This window comes from Methylobacterium sp. 13MFTsu3.1M2, from assembly GCF_900112625.1.
In the GTDB taxonomy this organism is placed as follows: Bacteria; Pseudomonadota; Alphaproteobacteria; order Rhizobiales; family Beijerinckiaceae; genus Methylobacterium.
In genome coordinates this window covers 1-18,889 of record NZ_FOMM01000013.1, presented here as the reverse complement: position 1 = coordinate 18,889, position 18,889 = coordinate 1, and the positions used below count along the sequence as shown (strand labels likewise).

General features: G+C 72.0%; 16 protein-coding genes and 1 pseudogene. 13 read left to right on the top strand and 4 right to left on the bottom strand.

The window, feature by feature from the left end; all coding sequences use genetic code 11:
• Positions 1 to 12 precede the first annotated feature (12 nt).
• The 7 genes from BM314_RS13845 to BM314_RS13815 all read left to right on the top strand — a co-directional run bounded on the left by BM314_RS13845 (position 13) and on the right by BM314_RS13815 (position 8,571).
• Positions 13 to 954, top strand: a complete 942-nt coding sequence (locus tag BM314_RS13845; protein ID WP_091978496.1) for a hydroxyacid dehydrogenase — start codon at positions 13 to 15, stop codon at positions 952 to 954.
• 4 nt (positions 955 to 958) lie between these two features.
• Complete coding sequence (locus tag BM314_RS13840; RefSeq protein WP_091978495.1) at positions 959 to 1,948, top strand: Ldh family oxidoreductase; 990 nt, start codon at positions 959 to 961, stop codon at positions 1,946 to 1,948.
• A gap of 75 nt (positions 1,949 to 2,023) precedes the next feature.
• Positions 2,024 to 2,848 carry a GntR family transcriptional regulator gene (locus BM314_RS13835; protein ID WP_091978494.1) on the top strand — a complete coding sequence of 275 codons (825 nt, stop codon included), beginning with the start codon at positions 2,024 to 2,026 and terminating at the stop codon, positions 2,846 to 2,848.
• A 91-nt stretch (positions 2,849 to 2,939) separates the two neighbouring features.
• On the top strand, positions 2,940 to 4,145 hold the full coding sequence (locus BM314_RS13830) for a SorA family sulfite dehydrogenase catalytic subunit (protein ID WP_091978493.1): 1,206 nt from the start codon (positions 2,940 to 2,942) through the stop codon (positions 4,143 to 4,145).
• 13 nt (positions 4,146 to 4,158) lie between these two features.
• The gene (locus tag BM314_RS13825; RefSeq protein WP_091978492.1) at positions 4,159 to 4,491 is read left to right on the top strand and encodes a SorB family sulfite dehydrogenase c-type cytochrome subunit; all 333 of its coding nucleotides are present in this window, start codon (positions 4,159 to 4,161) and stop codon (positions 4,489 to 4,491) included.
• Positions 4,492 to 4,519: 28 nt separating this feature from the next.
• Positions 4,520 to 5,644, top strand: a complete 1,125-nt coding sequence (locus BM314_RS13820; protein WP_091978491.1) for a YeiH family protein — start codon at positions 4,520 to 4,522, stop codon at positions 5,642 to 5,644.
• A gap of 596 nt (positions 5,645 to 6,240) precedes the next feature.
• Positions 6,241 to 8,571 carry a putative bifunctional diguanylate cyclase/phosphodiesterase gene (locus BM314_RS13815; protein WP_091978490.1) on the top strand — a complete coding sequence of 777 codons (2,331 nt, stop codon included), beginning with the start codon at positions 6,241 to 6,243 and terminating at the stop codon, positions 8,569 to 8,571.
• Here BM314_RS13815 and BM314_RS13810 read toward each other — a convergent pair.
• On the bottom strand, positions 8,560 to 9,573 hold the full coding sequence (locus BM314_RS13810) for a crotonase/enoyl-CoA hydratase family protein (protein WP_091681712.1): 1,014 nt from the start codon (positions 9,571 to 9,573) through the stop codon (positions 8,560 to 8,562). The two genes, BM314_RS13815 and BM314_RS13810, sit on opposite strands and share 12 nt — an antisense overlap.
• A 487-nt stretch (positions 9,574 to 10,060) precedes the next feature.
• On the opposite strand from BM314_RS13810, the gene BM314_RS13805 reads away from it, so the two are divergent.
• Both BM314_RS13805 and BM314_RS13800 read left to right on the top strand, forming a co-directional pair.
• Entirely contained in the window at positions 10,061 to 11,509 is a 1,449-nt protein-coding gene (locus tag BM314_RS13805; protein WP_091978489.1) for a GGDEF domain-containing protein, read from the top strand.
• A 78-nt stretch (positions 11,510 to 11,587) separates the two neighbouring features.
• Positions 11,588 to 12,127, top strand: coding sequence for a L,D-transpeptidase family protein (locus BM314_RS13800; protein ID WP_056530618.1), 540 nt, complete (start codon positions 11,588 to 11,590; stop codon positions 12,125 to 12,127).
• Positions 12,128 to 12,187: 60 nt separating this feature from the next.
• On the opposite strand, the gene BM314_RS13795 is transcribed toward BM314_RS13800, so the two are convergent.
• Entirely contained in the window at positions 12,188 to 13,141 is a 954-nt protein-coding gene (locus tag BM314_RS13795) for a LysR family transcriptional regulator (RefSeq protein ID WP_091978488.1), read from the bottom strand.
• Between the two features lie 95 nt (positions 13,142 to 13,236).
• Between BM314_RS13795 and BM314_RS13790 the strand changes: the two genes are divergently transcribed.
• The 4 genes from BM314_RS13790 to BM314_RS13775 all read left to right on the top strand — a co-directional run bounded on the left by BM314_RS13790 (position 13,237) and on the right by BM314_RS13775 (position 18,425).
• Positions 13,237 to 14,418, top strand: coding sequence for an alanine racemase (locus BM314_RS13790; RefSeq protein ID WP_091978487.1), 1,182 nt, complete (start codon positions 13,237 to 13,239; stop codon positions 14,416 to 14,418).
• Positions 14,419 to 14,647: 229 nt separating this feature from the next.
• On the top strand, positions 14,648 to 15,289 hold the full coding sequence (locus BM314_RS13785) for an HAD-IA family hydrolase (protein WP_056530626.1): 642 nt from the start codon (positions 14,648 to 14,650) through the stop codon (positions 15,287 to 15,289).
• A gap of 162 nt (positions 15,290 to 15,451) precedes the next feature.
• Positions 15,452 to 16,570, top strand: a complete 1,119-nt coding sequence (locus BM314_RS13780) for a metallophosphoesterase (protein ID WP_091681720.1) — start codon at positions 15,452 to 15,454, stop codon at positions 16,568 to 16,570.
• 358 nt (positions 16,571 to 16,928) lie between these two features.
• Positions 16,929 to 18,425, top strand: coding sequence for a diguanylate cyclase domain-containing protein (locus BM314_RS13775; RefSeq protein WP_244539943.1), 1,497 nt, complete (start codon positions 16,929 to 16,931; stop codon positions 18,423 to 18,425).
• A 75-nt stretch (positions 18,426 to 18,500) separates the two neighbouring features.
• Here BM314_RS13775 and BM314_RS29980 read toward each other — a convergent pair.
• Positions 18,501 to 18,651 (bottom strand): annotated as a pseudogene (locus tag BM314_RS29980) (IS5/IS1182 family transposase); the annotation flags it as partial.
• 51 nt (positions 18,652 to 18,702) lie between these two features.
• A partial coding sequence (locus BM314_RS30605; RefSeq protein ID WP_170868112.1) for a hypothetical protein occupies positions 18,703 to 18,889 on the bottom strand: 187 nt, incomplete at its 5' end.

Here is an 18,889-nt window from a genome sequence, read left to right as displayed (position 1 = left end):
GAAGGATCCTCCATGCCCAAGGTCATCATCAGCGAGTTCATGGACGAGGCCGCGATCGCGGCCGAGCTCGCCGGCCTCGACGTGCAGTACGATCCGGGTCTCGTCGACCGGCCCGGAGACCTCGCCGCCGCCGTGGCCCGGGCCGACGCCCTGATCGTGCGCAACCGGACCCAGGTCCGCGGCCCCCTGCTCGACGCCGCCCGCGATCTCAAGGTCGTCGGCCGCCTCGGCGTCGGCCTCGACAACATCGACGTCCCGGCCTGCCGGGCGCGCGGCATCGCGGTCTACCCGGCCACCGGCGCCAACGACGGCGCGGTCGCCGAGTACGTGGTCGCCACCGCGCTGCTGCTCCTGCGCGGCGCCTACGGGGCCACGGCCCGCGTGGCGGCCGGCACGTGGCCGCGCAACGCCCTGATGGGCCGCGAGATCGCCGGCAAGCGCCTCGGCCTCGTCGGCTTCGGGTCGATCGCCCGCGAGACCGCCCGGAGGGCGGCGGCCCTCGGCATGACGGTCGCCGCCCACGACCCCTTCGTGGCCGCGGACGACCCGACCTGGAACCCGGCCACCGGCCCCGTGCAGAGCCAGGCGCTCGACGCGCTGATCGCCCAGAGCGACGTGCTCTCGCTGCACGTGCCGCTCACCGATCAGACCCGCGGGTTGATCGACGCGGCGGCGCTGGGGCGGATGCCGAAGGGCGCGATCCTGATCAACGCGGCAAGGGGCGGGGTGGTGGACGAGGCGGCCGTGGCGCAAGCCCTGCGGTCCGGCCATCTCGGCGGCGCGGCGCTGGACGTGTTCGACCGCGAACCCCTCGACGCGGCGGCGGGCGCCGTGTTCGCCGACGTGCCGAACCTGATCCTCACGCCGCACATCGCCGGGGTGACGCAGGAGTCGAACGTGCGCGTCTCCGCCGTCACGGCCGCGGCCGTCCGCCGCCACCTCACGGAGCGCTGAGCCGATGCCGAACCTGACCCTGTCGGAGGCCGAGGCCCTCGCCGCCGACGCCCTCGTCCGCTGCGGCACGGCCGAGGCCGCGGCCCGGAGCGTCGCCCGCGCCCTGGTCGGCGCCGAGGCGGACGGGCTCAAGGGCCACGGCCTGTCGCGGGTCGCGCCCTACGCGGCGCAGGTGCGTGCCGGCAAGGTCGCGGGCGACGCGGTCCCGCGGGCGGAGCACCCGCGGCCGGGCCTGCTCGCGATCGACGCCGCCCACGGCTTCGCCTATCCGGCGATCGATCTCGCCCTGGAGGCGCTGCCTGGCGTCGCGCGCCAGCAGGGCGTGGCGGCGGCGGGCATCCGCCGCTCGCACCATTGCGGCGCGGCCGGCCGCCCGGTGGAGGTCCTGGCCGAGCAGGGCTGCGTCGCCCTGCTCTTCGCCAACACGCCCGCCGCGATGGCCCCCTGGGGTGGGCGTCAGGCGGTGTTCGGCACCAACCCGCTGGCCTTCGCCTGCCCGCTGCCGGGCCGCGCGCCGATCGTCGTCGACCTCGCCCTGTCGAAGGTGGCCCGCGCCAACATCGTCGGGGCGGCCAAGCGCGGCGAGCCGATCCCCGAGGGCTGGGCCCTCGACGCGGAGGGGCAACCGACGACCGACGCCACGGCCGCCCTCAACGGCACCATGGTGCCGCTGGGCGACGCCAAGGGGACGGCGCTCGCCCTGATGGTCGAGCTGCTGGCCGCCGGCCTCGTCGGCGCGCGCTTCGCCGGCGAAGCCTCCTCGTTCCTCGACGCCGCAGGCGACCCGCCGGGGACCGGGCAGCTGATCCTCGCCCTCGACGCTTCGGCGCTCAGCCCGGACGCGCCGGAGCGCTTCGCGGCGCTGGCCGGCGCGATCGAGGCGCAGGACGGCGCCCGGCTCCCGGGCAGCCGCCGGCTCGGGCTCCGCCGCCGGGCCGCCGAGGCGGGCCTCGACGTGGCCGAAGCCCTCGTGGCCGAGATCCGGGCGCTGTGAGGCGTAACGCCTGTGCGGAGGAAGAACCCGTGATTGCTCCCGTCGGCAGGGCGACGTAAGCGAGAGGAGGGAGAGGTGCTGGACACAACCTTCGACGCTCTACCCACGGATGGGGCTCTGCGTCGTCACGCGATGGAACGGTCAGGCGAAGGGCAGGCAGGTTCGGGGCGCGCAGACTCGGGACGAGTCGGCGCGGTCGGCTTCCGCCCGCTCTACCGGCAGGTCTACGACACGCTGCTGAAGCGCCTGGCCGACGCGGTCTGGCAGCCCGGCCAGATCCTTCCGAGCGAGGGGCAGCTCGCCGCCGAGCTGGGCGTCAGCCAGGGGACGGTGCGCAAGGCGCTCGACGCGCTCACCGCCGACAGCCTGCTGGTGCGCCGCCAGGGCCGCGGGACGTTCGTGGCCGACCACGACGACAAGCAGAGCGTCTTCCGCTTCCTGAAGCTGCGGCCGGACGGCGACGGCACCGGCATGCCCACGAGCCGGGTCACGGGGATCGCGGAGGCGGCCGCCAGCGCCGACGAGCGCGGGCGGCTCGACCTCGTGCGGTCCGCCCGCGTGGTCCGGATCGAGCGCGTGCGCGCCGTCGACGCCAAGCTGTGCGTGGTCGAGACGATCAGCGTGCCCGCCGGCCTGTTCCCGGGCATCGCCCAGATCGAGCTGCCGAACACCCTCTACAGCCTCTACGCCACCCGCTACGGCATCACGATCGCCACCGCCAAGGAGCGCCTGAAGGCCGTGGCGATCGGGCCCCGCGAGGCCGAGCTGCTCCAGGTGCCCGCCGGAACCCCCGCCCTCGAGATCGACCGCGTCGCCATCGACCTCGAGGAGCGGCCGGTCGAGTGGCGCCTCTCGACCTGCCTGACGCAGGACATCCACTACCTCTCGGTCCTTCGCTGACCGGGATCCCCCCCGACGCGCCGTCCCGCAGTCGAAGGCGGGGCGCGCCGAACCGGACCTCCGCTGCCACAGCCTGAACGGGGAGCGCGCGATGACCGATCGCGGAAGACGGGACTTCATGCGGCTGAGCGCTCTCGGCGCCCTCGCCGCGCTCGGGGGCGTGCCGCGCGCACGGGCGGCCGACGGGGTGACGCTGCCCTTCGGCAACGGCGAGCGGCCGCTCGTGGCCTATCCGGGCAAGCGGCCGCTCCTGCAGATGACCGCGCGCCCGCCGCAGCTGGAGACGCCGTTCGCCGTCTTCGACGGCGGCGCGATCACGCCGAACGACGCGTTCTTCGTCCGCTACCACCTCGCCGACATCCCGACCGAGATCGACCCGCAGGCCTTCCGCGTCGCCGTGACCGGGCAGGTCGAGCGGCCGCTCTCCCTGTCGCTCGCCGACCTCAAGGCGATGCCCCAGACCGAGATCGTCGCGGTCAACCAGTGCTCGGGCAATTCCCGCGGCTTCTTCGAGCCGCGCATCGCCGGCGGCCAGCTCGCCAACGGCGCCATGGGCTGCGCCCGCTGGACCGGCGTGCCGCTCAAGACGGTGCTCGACCGGGCCGGCGTGAAGGCCGGCGCCGTGCAGGTCGCCTTCAACGGCCTCGACGGGCCGATCCTGCCCGAGACGCCGGACTTCGCCAAGGCGCTGACCCTCGACCACGCCCGGGACGGCGCGGTGCTGCTCGCCTGGGGCATGAACGGGCAGGACCTGCCCTGGCTCAACGGCTTCCCGCTCCGCCTCGTGGTGCCGGGCTACTACGGCACCTACTGGGTCAAGCACCTCGACAGCATCGCCGTCCTCGATCACCCCTTCGAGGGCTTCTGGATGAAGACGGCCTACCGCATCCCCGACAATCCCTGCGCCTGCACCGAGCCCGGCAAGGCGCCGGACAGGACCGTCCCGATCGGCCGCCTCAACGTCCGCTCCTTCCTGACGAACCTGACCGACGGCGCGCCGGTGAAGGCGGGTCCGGTCGCCCTGCGGGGCATCGCGTTCGACGGCGGCTCGGGCATCCGGGACGTCGCGGTCTCGGCCGACGACGGCCGGACCTGGAGCGCGGCCCGGCTCGGCCAGGATCTCGGCCCCTACGCCTTCCGCACCTGGACCGCGGAGGTCGATCTCGCGCCGGGCGCCCACGCCCTGCGCGTGCGGGCCACGGGCAACGACGGCGCGACCCAGCCGATGGAGCCGCGCTGGAACCCCGCCGGCTACATGCGCAACGTCGTCGAGACGACCCGCGTGCGCGCGGCCTAGAGGGAGGATCGGCATGTTCAGCACCCGCCCACCCCGCGCGTCGGTCGTCGCGATCGCCGCCGCGCTGGCCGCGACACCCGCGCTGGCCGCGCCCGAGACCTACGCGCTGCCGGAGCCGACGGCGCAGTTCCGGCCGGCCCCGGATGCCGCGCACGCGGCCGGCTTCCAGGCCGCGCAGGAGAACTGCCTGACCTGCCACTCGGCCGACTACGTCGCCATGCAGCCGCCCCGGAAGGGGCAGGCGTTCTGGGACGCCGAGGTCGCCAAGATGATCAAGGTCTACCGGGCGCCGATCACGGAGGACCAGGCCCGGGCCATCGCCGGCTATCTCGGCGCGGCCTACTGAGCGCCGAGACCGGGCAGGAGGTCGCGCGATGACCGTCAGAACCGCCGTGCCGGACCGGTCCGGGGCCGCGCCGACCGGGTCGCGGGGAGCCTCCGCCTGGGCCGGGGCGGCCGGCACCCTGCTCCCGGGCCTGCTCCTGTGCCTGGGCATCACCGCGGTGGCGCAGGCTCTGCAGGCCGGCGAGGAGCACCTGACCGGCCATCCCTACGTCGAGGCCCTGGTGCTGGCCATCCTGCTGGGGACGGCCGTGCGGACCGCCTGGGTGCCGGGCGCGCGCTTCAAGGCCGGGATCGCCTTCTCGGCCAAGCAGGTGCTGGAAGTGGCCGTCACGCTGCTCGGCGCCGCGGTCAGCCTCGGGGCGATCGTCGCCTCGGGCCCGGCGCTGCTGGCCGGCATCGTCGGAGCGGTGGCGCTGACCATCCTGGCGAGCTGCGCGCTCTGCCGCGCCCTGGGCCTGCCGGTGCGCATGGCGCTGCTGATCGCCTGCGGCAACGCGATCTGCGGCAACTCGGCGATCGCCGCGGTGGCGCCGGTGATCGGGGCGGACAGCCGGGACGTGGCGGCGGCCATCGCCTTCACGGCGGTGCTGGGCGTGCTGATGGTGCTGGGCCTGCCGCTGTTCGTGCCGCTCATCGGCTTCAGCGAGCACCAGTACGGCGTGCTGGCGGGCCTGACCGTCTACGCGGTGCCGCAGGTGCTGGCCGCGACCGTGCCGGTGGGCCCGCTCGCCACGCAGGTGGGCACGCTGGTCAAGCTGGTCCGGGTGCTGATGCTCGGGCCGGTGGTGCTGGCGCTCTCGCTCCTCGCCCCGCGCCTGCCGGCGGCGGGAGCGAGCGCCAAGCCTGCTGGGGGAAGCGCCCCCGGGAGCGCCCGGCGCCGGCCCGGCTTCTTCAAGCTGGTCCCGTGGTTCATCCTCGGCTTCCTGGCCCTGGCGAGCCTGCGCTCGCTCGGGCTGATCCCGGACGCCTGGGTCGCGCCGATCTCCCGCCTCGCCGGCTTCCTCACCATCGTGTCGATGGCCGCGCTCGGCCTCGGGGTGGACGTGCGCGTGCTGGCCCAGGTCGGCGGCCGGGTCACGATGGCGGTCACCGCCTCGCTCGGCGTGCTGCTGGCCATCGCCGTCCTGCTCATCCGCGGCCTCGGGATCGGCTGAGCCGGTCGCCGGCGGCGCGCGAGTGGCCCGGGCTCCGCGAGCGCGATCGCGCCGGGGAGGCGACTCACACGCAACGGTGGCGGTCGCGTACGGCGGACAGCGATGTCGCGCGCCCGGGAGCGTGAAAGTCCCCGACGAGACGACATCATCCGGGCGCCGATGCGGACGTTGAGCGCGCAACGGGATCGGCGGTGCCACGATGCCGCCGGGGCAGGATCGCGCGATCGCCGCGACGTCTGACGAACAGGCAGACGTCTTCGCGCCGAACGCGGCCGAGCAAGACGACAGCTCCGAATGTGGGGTGTCCGCGGCGCAACGCCCGACGGGATATGAGTGAACCCCCCGCGCCCGTCTCGTCCATACCTGCGCCGGACGGCCCGGCGCGGCACCGATATTCGGCCTCGTGAACGACGGAGATCACCGAATATTTGCGCAGAGGAGACAAATATTCGAAGCAGAGATTCGCCCCGCGCGCGGCGTTAACCACGGTTTTCAATATTTTTGAAATTCCAGGCCGCTAATATGCGGATATAACCTGGGATTGAACTGCTACAATGATGCCCCCGTCGACGAGAGCGAAGTAGCGAGACGCCGCGTTGGGACTGTATTCCAAGCTGCGGGCCGCACTCGCTGAAGATGCCCTCCTCGCGCGCGGCGTGAAGCGCTCGCTCGTCGACGGGCTGTATCAGCCGTTCGCGTCGCTCGCGGTCGGCGCCGCGTCCGGGACGATCGTCGCCACGGCCGCGGCGTTCTGGTCCGACGATCGCGCGATCACGGTGACCGCGTTCGCGGTCGGCCTGATCGGCCTCACCCGCATCGTGCTCGCTCGGATCTACCTGACGAAGGGGCCGCAGAAGCACGATCGTTACGAGCTCTGGGAGACCTACTTCTCCCTCGGCGCGTTCGCCTACGCCGCGTCGCTCGGCATCCTGTCGTTCCTCATCACGACGCGGTCGTCCAACCTCGCGCTCCAGGTCATCACCCCCACGTTCACGATCGGTTATGCCGCGGGCATCTCGGGCCGCAATGCGGGCCGCCCCCTGCTGGCCATCGCGCAGGTGCTCCTGTCGGCGATGCCGCTATCCGCGGGCCTGCTCGTGTCGGGCGACGGCGAGCGGGCCTCGCTCGGCATCCTCTCGCTCCTGTTCGCCTACGGCATGATCGACATCACGCTCAGCACGCGCGAGATCATCGTGTCGGCCCTGGTGACCACGCGCGAGAAGGAGGCGCTCGCCGAGAAATTCCAGGCCCAGGCCAATCTCTTCGACATCGCGTTGCGCAACATGTCGCACGGACTGTGCATGTTCGACGCGCGCGGCCGGCTCCAGGTCTGGAACGACCAATTCCTCTCGATATCGGGCATTCCCTCGAACCGCATCCACACCAATTCGACGGCCAAATCGCTGTACGCATTGAGCCGCGCCATCATCGATGAGCGAACCGCGGGGCGCGGCGCGACGCTCTCGACATTCTCGGCGGCGTCGAACGCGTTGAGGTCGGGAAACCTGGTCCTGATCCTCCCCGACGATCGCGTGGTCTCCCTGATGCAGCGGCGGACCGCCGAGAAGGGCTACGTGATCATCTTCGAGGACATCACCGAGCGGCGTCGGAGCGAAGCCCGCATCCAGCAGATGGCGCGTTACGACGATCTGACGGGCCTGCTCAATCGCAGCAGCTTCAAGGCCAAGGTCTCCCAGGCGCTGAAAGCCAGCGCCAGCAGCAAGGGCGATTTCGCGGTCCATCTGCTCGATCTCGACCACTTCAAGGTCATCAACGACACGCTGGGGCATCCGGCCGGAGACAGGTTGTTGCAGATGGTGGCGGACCGGCTGCGCGGGATCGGGGCGCTGTCCGGATCGGTCGCCCGCCTCGGCGGCGACGAGTTCGTCATCGTCCAGCAATCCGTCACGTCGCCGGCCGTCGCGGAGGATCTCGCGCAGCGCGTCCTGCACGAGCTGGAGCGACCTTTCGATATCGACGGCACTCACGTCACGGTCGGCGCCTCGATCGGCATCGCGATCGCCCCGTTCCATGCCAACGACGAGGACAGGCTGCTGAAATGCGCCGATATCGCCCTCTACGCCATCAAGGGGGCCGGCAGGAGCGGGTTCAAGATCTTCCAGCACGAGATGGAAGCGGCCACGCGCGCGCGGCACGCCCTCGAGTCCGATCTCCGGGCCGCCCTGACCAACGGCGAACTGGAGCTGCACTATCAGCCGATCGTCGACGCGAGCACCGGGGCGATCGTGAGCTGCGAGGCCCTGCTACGGTGGCAGCACCCCGTCTCCGGCTACATCCCGCCGTCGGACTTCATCCCGGTGGCCGAGGACACGGGGCTCATCGTCCAGCTGGGCGACTGGGTTCTGAACGAAGCGTGCCGCGAGGCCCGGAACTGGCCGTCGACCGTGAGCGTCGCGGTCAACATGTCGCCGCGTCAGTTCGGTGATCCGCAGCTGGCCTTCCACGTCATCGGCGCGCTGAACCGCTCCGGCCTCCCGGCGCATCGCCTGGAGCTCGAGATCACGGAGAGCGTGACGCTGGGCGCGACGCACAAGATCGTCGAGACCATCCACACGCTCCGCCAGCTCGGGATCCGCCTGTCGATCGACGATTTCGGAACCGGTTACTCGTCCCTGAGCTCCCTGAGAAACTTCGCCTTCGACAAGCTGAAGATCGACCGGTCGTTCGTGTGGGACCTGGACAGGAAGGCCGAGTCGACCGCGATCATCCGGGCGATCGTCGGGATGGGAAGGAGCATCGGGATGGCCATCGTCGTCGAGGGCGTCGAGACGGAGACGCAGCTCTCCATCCTCCGGGCCGAGGGCTGCGATCTGATCCAGGGCTACGTGTTCAGTCGTCCGGTCGCCGCACCCCAGATCCGGGCCATGCTCGCGGCCGCGGAGCCCGTGACGAAGCTAGCGAGCTGACCCCGCCGGCCCCCGCGCGGTCACCGTGCGGGCCTGAGCGGCCTGGGCTTTTCCCCTGAGCCTGTCCTGCGCCAGGACGAGCCGCTCCATGATGCTCAGATCCCTGTCCGTGAGATTCATCGCGGCGGCCGCCCAGACCGAGACGATCTTTCTCAGTTCCTCCAACGATATGCGATTGACCTCCCGGGCGGCTCGATAGATCGCCTGCTGCCCGTTGCGGCGCCGGTGGTTGCCGGCGATGTACGCGCGCACGGCCGCCTCGCCCTGGCCCCGCTCGGCGAGGACGTGAACGATTCCCAGTTCGTGCATCTCCTCCGCGGTGTAGGTTCTCCCATCGAGGATCATCTCCTGAGCCCTGATGGTCCCCAGACGCCGGGCGAGGAAGCTGTAGGCCCCCATACCGGGGAAGAGCCCGAAGAGGATCTCCGGGAAGCCGAACTTGGTGCCCTTCTCGGCGATGATCACGTCGAACGAGAGCAGGCCCTCGAACCCCCCGCCCAGCGCGTCGCCCTGAACGAGGCCGATCGTGATGATCGGCAGGTTCAGCGCGTTCATGTTGCGATGAAGAACATCGACGCACGCGTTGCCGTAACCGACCAGCGCGGCCTCGTCGCCCGCGCGGATCTTGCTCGCGAACAGGCTCAGATCACCGCCGAGACTGAACACGCCGGGAAATCGTGAACCGAAGACAAAGTAGTTCAGGTCGAGGCTGCCGTTGCCGAAACCGCGCTCGATGCCATCCTGCAGCCGGCTGAAGTCGGCCAGCATCTCGGGATTCTGGCACGGGCGGCCCTGCGGGCGCATGAAGGCCCACAGGGTGCTGGTGTCGGTTTCGAGATTGACTTCGATCTGAGCGAGTTCGGAAAGGCCGTGGTCGGGAGACGAGACGGTCGGCGCGATCCGCTTCTCGCTCGGCCGCCGCGCGGCCGTCGGACGCCGTCGCAGCGGCACAGGACCAGGGTATGGCACCAAGTCTTTGGCGAGACCTGTAATAGACGCCATCGTATTCGGATCCGTTAAGTGATCCTTAACCGTATCTCAGCCGGCGTTGCGGAGCTAGGCAGCCGGAGCGGCCCTCCTCAGATAATTAAGCTTTGGTTAATGCCGGCCTTTTAGCCACCTTTGCTTGCGAGGCGGGCCTCTCCGGACGAGAGGCCCGCCGACGCCCCGGCGGCTGCCCTGACCCTCGACCTCCACGGACTCGACGGCGCCGGCTCGGTCCGGCGGGATCGCGGACGGCAGGCGTGAAGCGGCACGCCCGCCGCTCCCGCGCGAGACCGGGTCCGCCGCGGGGACGCGCGGTCAACCGCGCGACGGACGCCTCAGCGGCACCCCGTAACGGCTCCGATCTCCGATCATGCGAGTCGGCGCAATGCTCGCTGCGCCGATCGCCGATCATGACGATTGCTGTCTCCCTCCCCCGCAGTTGTATTATAGACGAATAACATACCAATAGTTGCACAATCTTATCTGTTCGTTATAAATTTTCATGTCTATCGAGACCATGATCCGAGAGCGATCCGACGACGACAGCGACGAGAAGCCGGCACTCTATCTATGGTTGACGACAGCGTTTCTCTATTTCTGCACCGCAGCTTCGACACTGAGCCTGGCCAGTAGCGGACACGACATCGCTGCCCTATGGCCGGCCAATGCCATTCTGGTCGCCCTGCTGCTCTCCCATGACAGGGCCCGATCGGGCACGGTGCTGAGCGCCGGATTGGCCGCGAACATCGCGGCCAATGTCCTGACGCGGGGGACTTTGATCGGCCCCTTCCTGTACAGTCTCGCCAACCTCGCCGAGGTGATGTTGGCCGTCCGTCTCCTGCGAAGGACCTACGAGCAGGACGCCCTGCTGCAATGCACGAGATCCGCCCTGCGGTTCCTCGCGATCGCGGGATTGCTGGCACCGGCCGCGAGCGGCGTCCTGGGAGGCTTGACGGCGCATCTCGTCTTCGGCCAGCCCCTGTTGCGCTCGTTCGGCACCTGGGTCGCGAGCGACGGCCTGGGACTCATCGTCTTCACGCCCTTCCTGCTCTCGCTGTTCCGAGGCGATTACGCGCGTGCGCTCGCGGAGCGGAGCTGGCGGGACCGGCTCGAAGCGGCCGCCTTGCTCGTCCTCGCAGGCTCGGTCGCGTACGCGACCTTCTTCTGCACCAGCCGCCCCTTGCTGTTCCTGATCTTCCCGCCCCTCATCCTGATCGCTTTCCGCCTGGGCCGCCTGGGTGTCACCGCGGCCGTGATGGTCGTGGCCGTCATCGGAGGCGTCGCAACGATGTACGGTCGCGGGCCGATGGTCCTGATCGCGGCCGACGCCGTCACGCAGGCGCAGGCGTTCCAGGTGTTCCTGGCCTTCATCCTGCTGACCTGCCTGCCCGTCGCGGCGGAGGTCTCCGCGCGGGCGCGGCTCACGGCCGAGCTGGCCGCGCACGATCGGGAGATGACGAGGAGCGCCTTCACCGATTCCCTGACAGGACTGCTCAACCGTGCGGGCTTCGAGCATCAGATCGAGACCATCCTGCCCGTCAGGGCACTCCCGCCCGTCAGCCTGATCGCGATCGACATCGATCACTTCAAGCAGATCAACGACCGCTGGGGGCATCCGGCGGGCGATCGCGCGCTCGAGACTCTCGGATCGCTGCTCGCATCGCAGATCCGCCCGGGGGATCTGGTCGCGCGCCTCGGCGGCGACGAGTTCGTGATCCTTCTCCGCGAGAGCGACCTCGCGCGCGCCAGGGCGGTGTGCGAGCGGATCCGCGCGAGCGCACGCGCCTTGCCGTTCTCGACCGGTGCCGGGACCGAAGCGCCGGTCAGCCTGAGCATGGGCTTGGCCGTCGCGCGCGTGGGCGAGGGCTACGAAGCGCTGGCTCAGCGGGCCGACAGCGCTCTGTACGAGGCGAAGCACGCCGGCCGCGACGCCCTGAGATGGGCCGCCTGACTCCGGGATCGACCCTGACCGGCGGCGATCCGGGCCCGGTCGTTTGGCCGTGAAACGCCTGCCCCGTAGGATCGGCCGATGAGACGCCGCCACCTCGTCGGACCGATCCTCTGCGTCGCGCCGCTCGCCCTCCTCTTCGGGACGGCCGACGGTCCCGCGGGCTCCGCGGCCCCCGGCCTGGTGCCGCAGGCCGAGCGCGCGGATCTCGTCCGCGTGGAGAAGGCGCAGCGGCGCCTGACGCTGCTGCGCGGCGGACGCGTGCTGGCGGTCTACCGCGTCTCGCTGGGCTTCGCGCCGGTCGGCCCGAAGGCGATGGAGGGCGACGGCCGAACACCCGAGGGCCGCTACCGCATCGCGGGCAAGAACCCGGACAGCATCGCCCACCTCGCGCTGCGGATCTCCTATCCGGACGCCGCCGACCGCGCCGCGGCGTCCGCGGCCGGCGTGCCGCCCGGCGGAGACATCATGATCCACGGTCTGAGGAACGGCTTCTCCTGGGTCGGCCGCCTGCATCGTCTGATCGACTGGACGGATGGATGCGTGGGCGTGACCAACGCCGAGGCCCGCGCGATCTACGCGCGGGTCGAGGTCGGCACGCCGATCGAGATCCGGAGCTGATCGGGATCGGGCGTCGTCGGGCGAAGCGTTCGGGGCCGGACGGCGCGCGGCCGGGGCGCCTCAAGGCGCCGCATCCCCGGCGGCCGCGCCCGGCCCCGGGGGCGGGCGCCACGGGAGCGGGTCGAACGAGCGCCGGAGCGCCTCGAGGAACCGCTCCGTCCGGGCCGCGCGCGACCGCCGTTCCGAGCCGAGCAGGGCGACGACCGGCGCCGACGGCAGGGCGTAGCCTTCGAGCAGGCGCGCCAGCCGCCCCGCGCGCAGGTCGTCGGCGACATCCCATTCCGAGCGCACGATCACGCCGAGGCCCGCGAGGGCCCAGCCCCGCACCACGTCGCCGTCGTTGCTGACCAAGCCCGCATCCACCCTGACGCGGACCTCGGCGCCGTCCGCCGCGCGGAAGCGCCAGAGCGTCACGTCCTCGTCGTTCTCGCGTAGCGCGATGCAGGTGTGATCCCGCAGGTCGGCCGGCACGCGCGGGGCTGGATGCCGGGCCAGGTAGGCGGGCGCCGCGCAGAGGATCCGGTCGTTCGGCGCGAGGGCGCGCACAGTCAGGCTCGGGGTCGCCTCCCTGATCTCACCGACGTGGATCGCGAGGTCCCAGGTCTCGGACGGGATGCGGCCCAGGCGATCCGAGAGCAGCAGGTCGATCCGCACGCCCGGATGCCGCAGCCGGAACGCCGTCACGACCGGGGCCACGTAGCGGCGCCCGAAGCCGAGCGGGGCGACGACGCGCAGATGTCCGGTCACCGCGCCGACGCGCTCGGCCAGGGCGTCGGCGAGATCGTCGAAGGCGCCGAGGAGGTCGCGACCGCGCTCGGCCAGCAGTTCCCCCTCGTCGGTCAGCGTGAGGCCGCGGCCGGACCGGTCCACCAGATGGACCCGCAGCCGCTTCTCCAGGCTGCGCAGCCGCTGCGTCACGGCGGGCGGCGACACGTTCAGGCTGCGCGCCGCGGCGGCCAGGGACGGGCTGGCCGCGACCGCGACGAAGAAGCGGAGATCGTCGGTGTCGAGCATTAAGGCCGACCTTAATCCAGAATGCCGAACAGATTAATGGCGTCTCGCGGTCCGGCATGATCTGTCACCCGGCAGCGAGACAGGGAGGCGTGGACATGCCGGACACCGGAGTCGGGACGCAGGTGCCGTCAGCGGAGGTCGACGGGGCGTCGGGTCCTCTTCAGACACCGTGCCTCCTCCTGGACGAGGCGCGGATGCGCGCGAACCTCGCAAGGCTGCGGGCGCACCTGGACCGGCTGGGCGTCGCCTTCCGGCCGCACCTGAAGACGGCGAAGTCGATCGACGTTGCCCGCCTGGCGATGACCGGTCCGGCCGGCCCGGCGATCGTCTCGACCCTGCGCGAGGCCGAGTACTTCGCCGAGGGCGGGGTCCGGGACATGATCTACGGCGTCGGCATCGCCCCGCAGAAGCTCGACCGAGTCGGCGCGGTCCGGCGCCGCTGGGGTGCGGACCTCGCCGTGGTGCTCGACTCGATCGAGCAGGCGGACGCGGTCGCCGCCTGGGCCGCGCGGACCGGCGACCGTCTGCCGGTCCTGATCGAGGTCGACGCCGACGGGCATCGCTCCGGCGTGAAGCCGGCCGACGCGGCGCTGCTGGTGGCGATCGGGCGCGCGCTCGGCGCGGGGGCGGACCTGCGCGGCGTGCTGCTCCACGCCGGCGACAGCTACGGCCTCAGCGATCCCGAGGATCTCGCCGCGGCGGCGGAGGGCGAGCGCGCGGCGGCGGTGACGGCGGCCACCCTCCTGCGCGCGGCGGGCCTGCCGTGCCCGGTGGTGAGCGTCGGCTCGACCCCGACCGCGCGCTACGCCCGGAACCTCGACGGGATCACCGAGGTCCGTGCCGGCGTGTTCATGTTCGGCGACCTGTTCCAGGCCGGGGTCGGCTCCGTCGCGGTCGACGACATCGCGGTGAGCGTGCTCGCCACCGTGATCGGGCACCGCCGCGACAAGGGCTGGATCATCACCGATGCCGGCTGGATGGCGCTGTCGCGCGACCGGGGCACGGCCCGGCAGGCGGTCGATCAGGGCTACGGCGTGGTCTGCGACCGCGCCGGCCGCCCCTACCCGGACCTGATCGTCGCCGACGCCAACCAGGAACACGGCATCCTCGCCCTGCGCCCGGGCTCCCGCGCCGCCCTCCCCGACCTGGCCATCGGCGACCGTGTGCGCGTCCTGCCGAACCACGCCTGCGCGACGGGCGCCCAGTACGACCGCTATCACGTCCTCGACGCCGACGGGCGGGTCGCCGCCGTCTGGCCGCGCATCAATGGCTGGTAGGCGGCGCCGACCGTGACGTCGCGGATCGGGCGCCTCGCGAGCGCCCGGCGGCGCCGGACGCGGCGGGAGCCCGCCCGGACACCGCGAGGCGCGTGACCGCCGCCCTCCTCGGGGCGGCGCATGCCGCCCGCGCGCACTGACGCGCGCTCCGGGCCCCGTCGGCACGGCCCGAGGCCCCCGGCACCGACGCCGCCCGATGCGACGCCCGATACGGAAGGAGAAGCCCATCATGACAGCCCACCGGTTCGACGCCGTCCTGTTCGACCTCCTGACGGCCCTGCTCGACAGCTGGTCCCTGTGGGACTCGGTCGCCGGCAGCACGGAGGCCGGCCGCCGGTGGCGGGCCGAGTACCTGCGGATCACCTACCGGACGGGGGCGTACCGGCCCTACGAGGATCTCGTGGCGGAGGCCGCCGCGGCGGTGGGCCTGCCGCGCCGCCTCGCGGCGGACCTCGAGGACCGCTACGGCGAGCTCCGGCCCTGGCCCGGTGTGACGGAGACCCTGCAGGCGCTCGCGGCGCGCTCCGTGCGGCTCGGCGTCGTGACCAACTGCTCCGAACGTCTGGGTCGCATCGCCGCCGGCTGCCTGGGGGTCGAACTCGACGCGGTCGTCACGGCGGAGCGCGCCGGCTTCTACAAGCCCGATCCGCGTCCCTACCGGCTGGGACTGCAGGCCCTCGGGGTCGAGCCGGCGCGCTGCCTGTTCGTCGCGGGCTCGGCCTTCGACCTCGTGGGCACGGCGCGGGTGGGGCTGGCGACGTACTGGCACGACCGCGTGGGCATGGCGGCCCCGGACGGCGCGTCGCCCCCGCTGGCGCACGAGACCACCCTCGATCCGCTACGCGCCTGGTTCGATCCGGGCGCGCGCTGACGCCGGCGGTCTCCGGGCGCGGCGGGAGCGAAGGCGGGGCGGGCGACGGGCCGGCGGAGGGTACCTCCCGACCCGCGCGAGGCGACCGCATGTGCCGCCGCGCACCGGGCGGCCCGGCGCGAGCTTTGCCTTTCGGCCGTCGCCCGGTCCATGTAGCCGCCCATGATCCGCCTCATCCCCAGCCTGCCCGCGGCCTACGTCATCGCGCGGGTGGTGTGGCCCCTGCCGGTGCCGCTCGCGCTCAGGCTCGGCCTCGCCGGGCTCCTCCTGGTCGCCTCCCAGTACCACCTGTGGAGCCGCCTCTCCTCCGGCTCCGTCTTCGCGCCGGAGTTTCCGCGCCCCGTCGTCATCCTGTTCAACTGGGCGTTCGGTGCGATCGCGCTGGCGGCGGTGATGCAGCTCGGCCTCGATGCCGTCGCGCTGATCTCGCTGGCTCTGCCCGGGGGCGGCTGGGCGATCCCGACCGCCTGGCGCATCGCGGTGGCCTCGACGGCCGCGGGCCTCTCGGCCGTCGCCGTGTGGCAGGCCGTGCGCGTGCCGCCCCTGAAAGACGTCCCGGTCGCGATCGCGGACCTGCCCCCCGGCCTCGACGGCTACACGATCCTGCACCTGACCGACCTGCATATCAGCCGCCTGTTCCCGGCCGCCTGGGCGCGGGCCGTCGTCGCGCGGGCCGACGCCCTCCAGGCCGACCTGATCGTCGTGACCGGCGACTTCATCGACGGTTCGCTGGAGGCCCGGCGAGACGACGTCGCGCCGCTGCGGGCCCTGCGCGCGCGCGACGGTGTCTGGGCCGTGCCCGGCAACCACGAGTACTTCTTCGACCACGATTCCTGGATGGGCCATCTCGCGGGCCTGGGGATCCGCGTCCTCGCCAACACCCACACGATCCTGAGGCGCGGGGGCGACGCGCTGGTGCTGGCCGGCGTCACCGACCGCTCCGCGCCCGCCACGGGGCATCCGGGGCCCGACCTCGACGCGGCCCTGGCGGGCGCACCGCCGGGCGCGCCGATCGTTCTGCTGGATCACCAGCCGGCCAACGCCGCGCGGGCCGCGGCGCGCGGCGTCGCGCTCCAGCTCTCCGGCCACACCCACGGCGGCATGATCCGCGGCCTGGACCGGCTGGTGGCGCGCGGCAATGCCGGGTTCGTCTCGGGGGCGTACCGGGTCGGGGCCATGCGGCTCTACGTCAGCAACGGCACCGGGCTCTGGCCCGGCTTCGCCCTCCGGCTCGGGCGTCCGTCGGAGCTGACGCGGATCACCCTGCGGGCAGCCACCTGACGCGCGCGCGCCGCCGCGCGGCTTCTCGCACGGGTCAGCGATCGAGGCCCGGGAGGCCCCAGCGCCGGCCGAAGCCCGCATCGCCGGACACTCGGCTGTTTCCCCCGGGAGGGGCCATGTTCTTCGGAACGGCTACCCCGGGTCGCTGCCGGATCGCCCCCGCTCGGAAGCTGCCGGCCGGCTCGCGGGAGAAGAGCGGTGAGAGCGGCCCCTGCGCGCGTGCCGGACAGCGCCAGTCCCAGGACGAAGCCTGGCCTCGACGAAAGGTCAGGCCATCGCACCCTCGATTAAACCTTCTCGTCGTATCCCCCGGATACCATCTTGGCTCCGGCGAGGTCGAACAGTGCTGCAGGGGACCATATCGAATACCCAGCGCGAGGCACTCCGCCAGCAGGCGCTGGCCCAGATCGCCCTCCTCGACACGCCGCCGGAGCGCGAGTTCGACGCACTCGCCAGGCTCGCGCAGCGCATGCTCGGCACCGGCATGTCCTCGATCACCCTGATCGACCCGGAGCGCCAGTGGTTCAAGGCGCGTTGCGGTCCCTTGGCGGCCGAGACGCCGCGTGCCCAGGCGTTCTGCCCCGTCGTGTTCGAGACGGAGGCTCCGCTGATCGTGGCGGATGCCAGCCTCGACCCTCGCTTCGTGGCCAGCCCCTTCGTCACGAACGCCCCGTACATCCGCTACTACGCGGGCGTGCCGGTCCGCGTCCGGCAAGCCGACGGCGACAAGATCACGATCGGCACGCTCTGCGTCCTCGACGAACAGCCCCGCGAGCCGACGACGACAGACCTGGAGGTGCTCGAAGAGCTGGCCTGCGTCGCGGAGGCCCTGATCGAGGCGCGCGCCGTGGCCCTGCGCGCAGCCGAGGCTGCCGAAGAACGCCGGATGGCCGTCGAGGGCCTGGAGCGTGAGCGCCGCCAGTTCAAGCAGGCGGAGCGCATGGCCGAGATGGGCTCGTACCGCTACGATATCGAGACGCGGTCGACCTCCTGGTCGGACGGCGTCTTCGTCATTCACGAGCTGCCCGTCAGCGGCGGTGTGCCGATTGGCGCGATCATGAACTTCTTTCCCGAGCCCGATCGCGCCCTCTTCCGCGCGGCCGTCAGGCGCGTGCTGGACACGGGCGAGCCGTTCGAGATGGACGCCGATTTCGTGACCGCCAAGGGCAATGCCCGGCGCGTGCGGTGCTCCTGCGAGATCGAATTGGTCAAGGGTAAGCCCGTCGCCCTCATCGGCCTGATCCAGGACATCACCGAACGGCACAGCTTGGAGCAGCGTCTTCGCCATCAGGCGCGCACCGATGACCTGACGCAACTCGCCAACCGAGCCGAATTCCACCGCGCACTCGACGCGCGGCTGCGCGAGGCGCGCGCTTCCGACGACGATGTGGCTGTCCTCCTGATCGACCTCGACGGCTTCAAGGGCGTGAACGATCGCCTCGGGCACGCGGCCGGCGACGAGGTTCTGCGTTGCGTAGCCGAGCGGTTGCGCGCGCCCTGCTACGCCGGTTGCTTCCCGGCACGGTTGGGGGGCGACGAGTTCGCGATCCTGGTGCCTGCCGGCTGCGATGGCGCGGGCGTGCAGGCGATGGTGCGGCGCCTCCTGCACGACCTCGAGATGGTCGTGAAAGGGCAGGGTCAGATCGCGCGGGTGACGGGAACGATCGGCCTCGCGCGGTCACGAGAGGCCGGACAGGACCGCGACGTGCTGCTGCGCCACGCCGACGCGGCCCTCTACGCCGCGAAGCGTAAGCAGAAGGGGACGGCTGAAACCTACTCGGCCGCGACGGATCCGACTGCCACGCCGGTTCGCGGCGCGTCCGCTCTCGAGTTGGCTCCTCACCGACGCCTCTGACGCGGAGTCGGCCACACGACCCTCTGGCCCGGGTCCGGCGGACGAGGGCGCGGACGGGATGAGCGAAGGCGCGCGGAGATCGTCGCGCCGCCCGGAGCGGATGGCGAGGCGGCGGAAGCGCGCCGACCACGCCGGCGTGCGCGGCGATCCAGCGGTGGCGTCCGAGATCCTCGCTGCCCTCGCCGCCGCGCCGTGCGATGCGCGGCGTGATGCTGCGGGATCGGCACGGGTGCCGGGAGCGACCCGGCCGCGACGAGGAGCGTGGCTCAAGAGGCCCTCACCACGCGGCCTGGAGGCCGGCGGTGAACACCTGGGCGGTGGCGCCCGGGCGGACGTCGCCGGTATAGCCCACCGACAGCCGCACGCCCGCGGCGACCGCCCCCGTCAGGCTCACCCCCAGAACCGCGCCGTCCCGGCCCAGCGCGCTCGTCCGGCCCGCGAACCCCGCCCCGAACAGGCTCGAG

Bases quoted from the DNA above. Each gene is read 5' to 3' on its own strand.
- BM314_RS13795 (WP_091978488.1), bottom strand. From the start codon at position 13,141: ATGCTCGACACCGACGATCTCCGCTTCTTCGTCGCGGTCGCGGCCAGC.
- BM314_RS13840 (WP_091978495.1), top strand. From the start codon at position 959: ATGCCGAACCTGACCCTGTCGGAGGCCGAGGCCCTCGCCGCCGACGCC.
- BM314_RS13800 (WP_056530618.1), top strand. From the start codon at position 11,588: ATGAGACGCCGCCACCTCGTCGGACCGATCCTCTGCGTCGCGCCGCTC.
- BM314_RS13790 (WP_091978487.1), top strand. From the start codon at position 13,237: ATGCCGGACACCGGAGTCGGGACGCAGGTGCCGTCAGCGGAGGTCGAC.
- BM314_RS13810 (WP_091681712.1), bottom strand. From the start codon at position 9,573: ATGGCGTCTATTACAGGTCTCGCCAAAGACTTGGTGCCATACCCTGGT.
- BM314_RS13785 (WP_056530626.1), top strand. From the start codon at position 14,648: ATGACAGCCCACCGGTTCGACGCCGTCCTGTTCGACCTCCTGACGGCC.
- BM314_RS13820 (WP_091978491.1), top strand. From the start codon at position 4,520: ATGACCGTCAGAACCGCCGTGCCGGACCGGTCCGGGGCCGCGCCGACC.
- BM314_RS13805 (WP_091978489.1), top strand. From the start codon at position 10,061: ATGTCTATCGAGACCATGATCCGAGAGCGATCCGACGACGACAGCGAC.
- BM314_RS13845 (WP_091978496.1), top strand. From the start codon at position 13: ATGCCCAAGGTCATCATCAGCGAGTTCATGGACGAGGCCGCGATCGCG.
- BM314_RS13780 (WP_091681720.1), top strand. From the start codon at position 15,452: ATGATCCGCCTCATCCCCAGCCTGCCCGCGGCCTACGTCATCGCGCGG.
- BM314_RS13825 (WP_091978492.1), top strand. From the start codon at position 4,159: ATGTTCAGCACCCGCCCACCCCGCGCGTCGGTCGTCGCGATCGCCGCC.
- BM314_RS13830 (WP_091978493.1), top strand. From the start codon at position 2,940: ATGACCGATCGCGGAAGACGGGACTTCATGCGGCTGAGCGCTCTCGGC.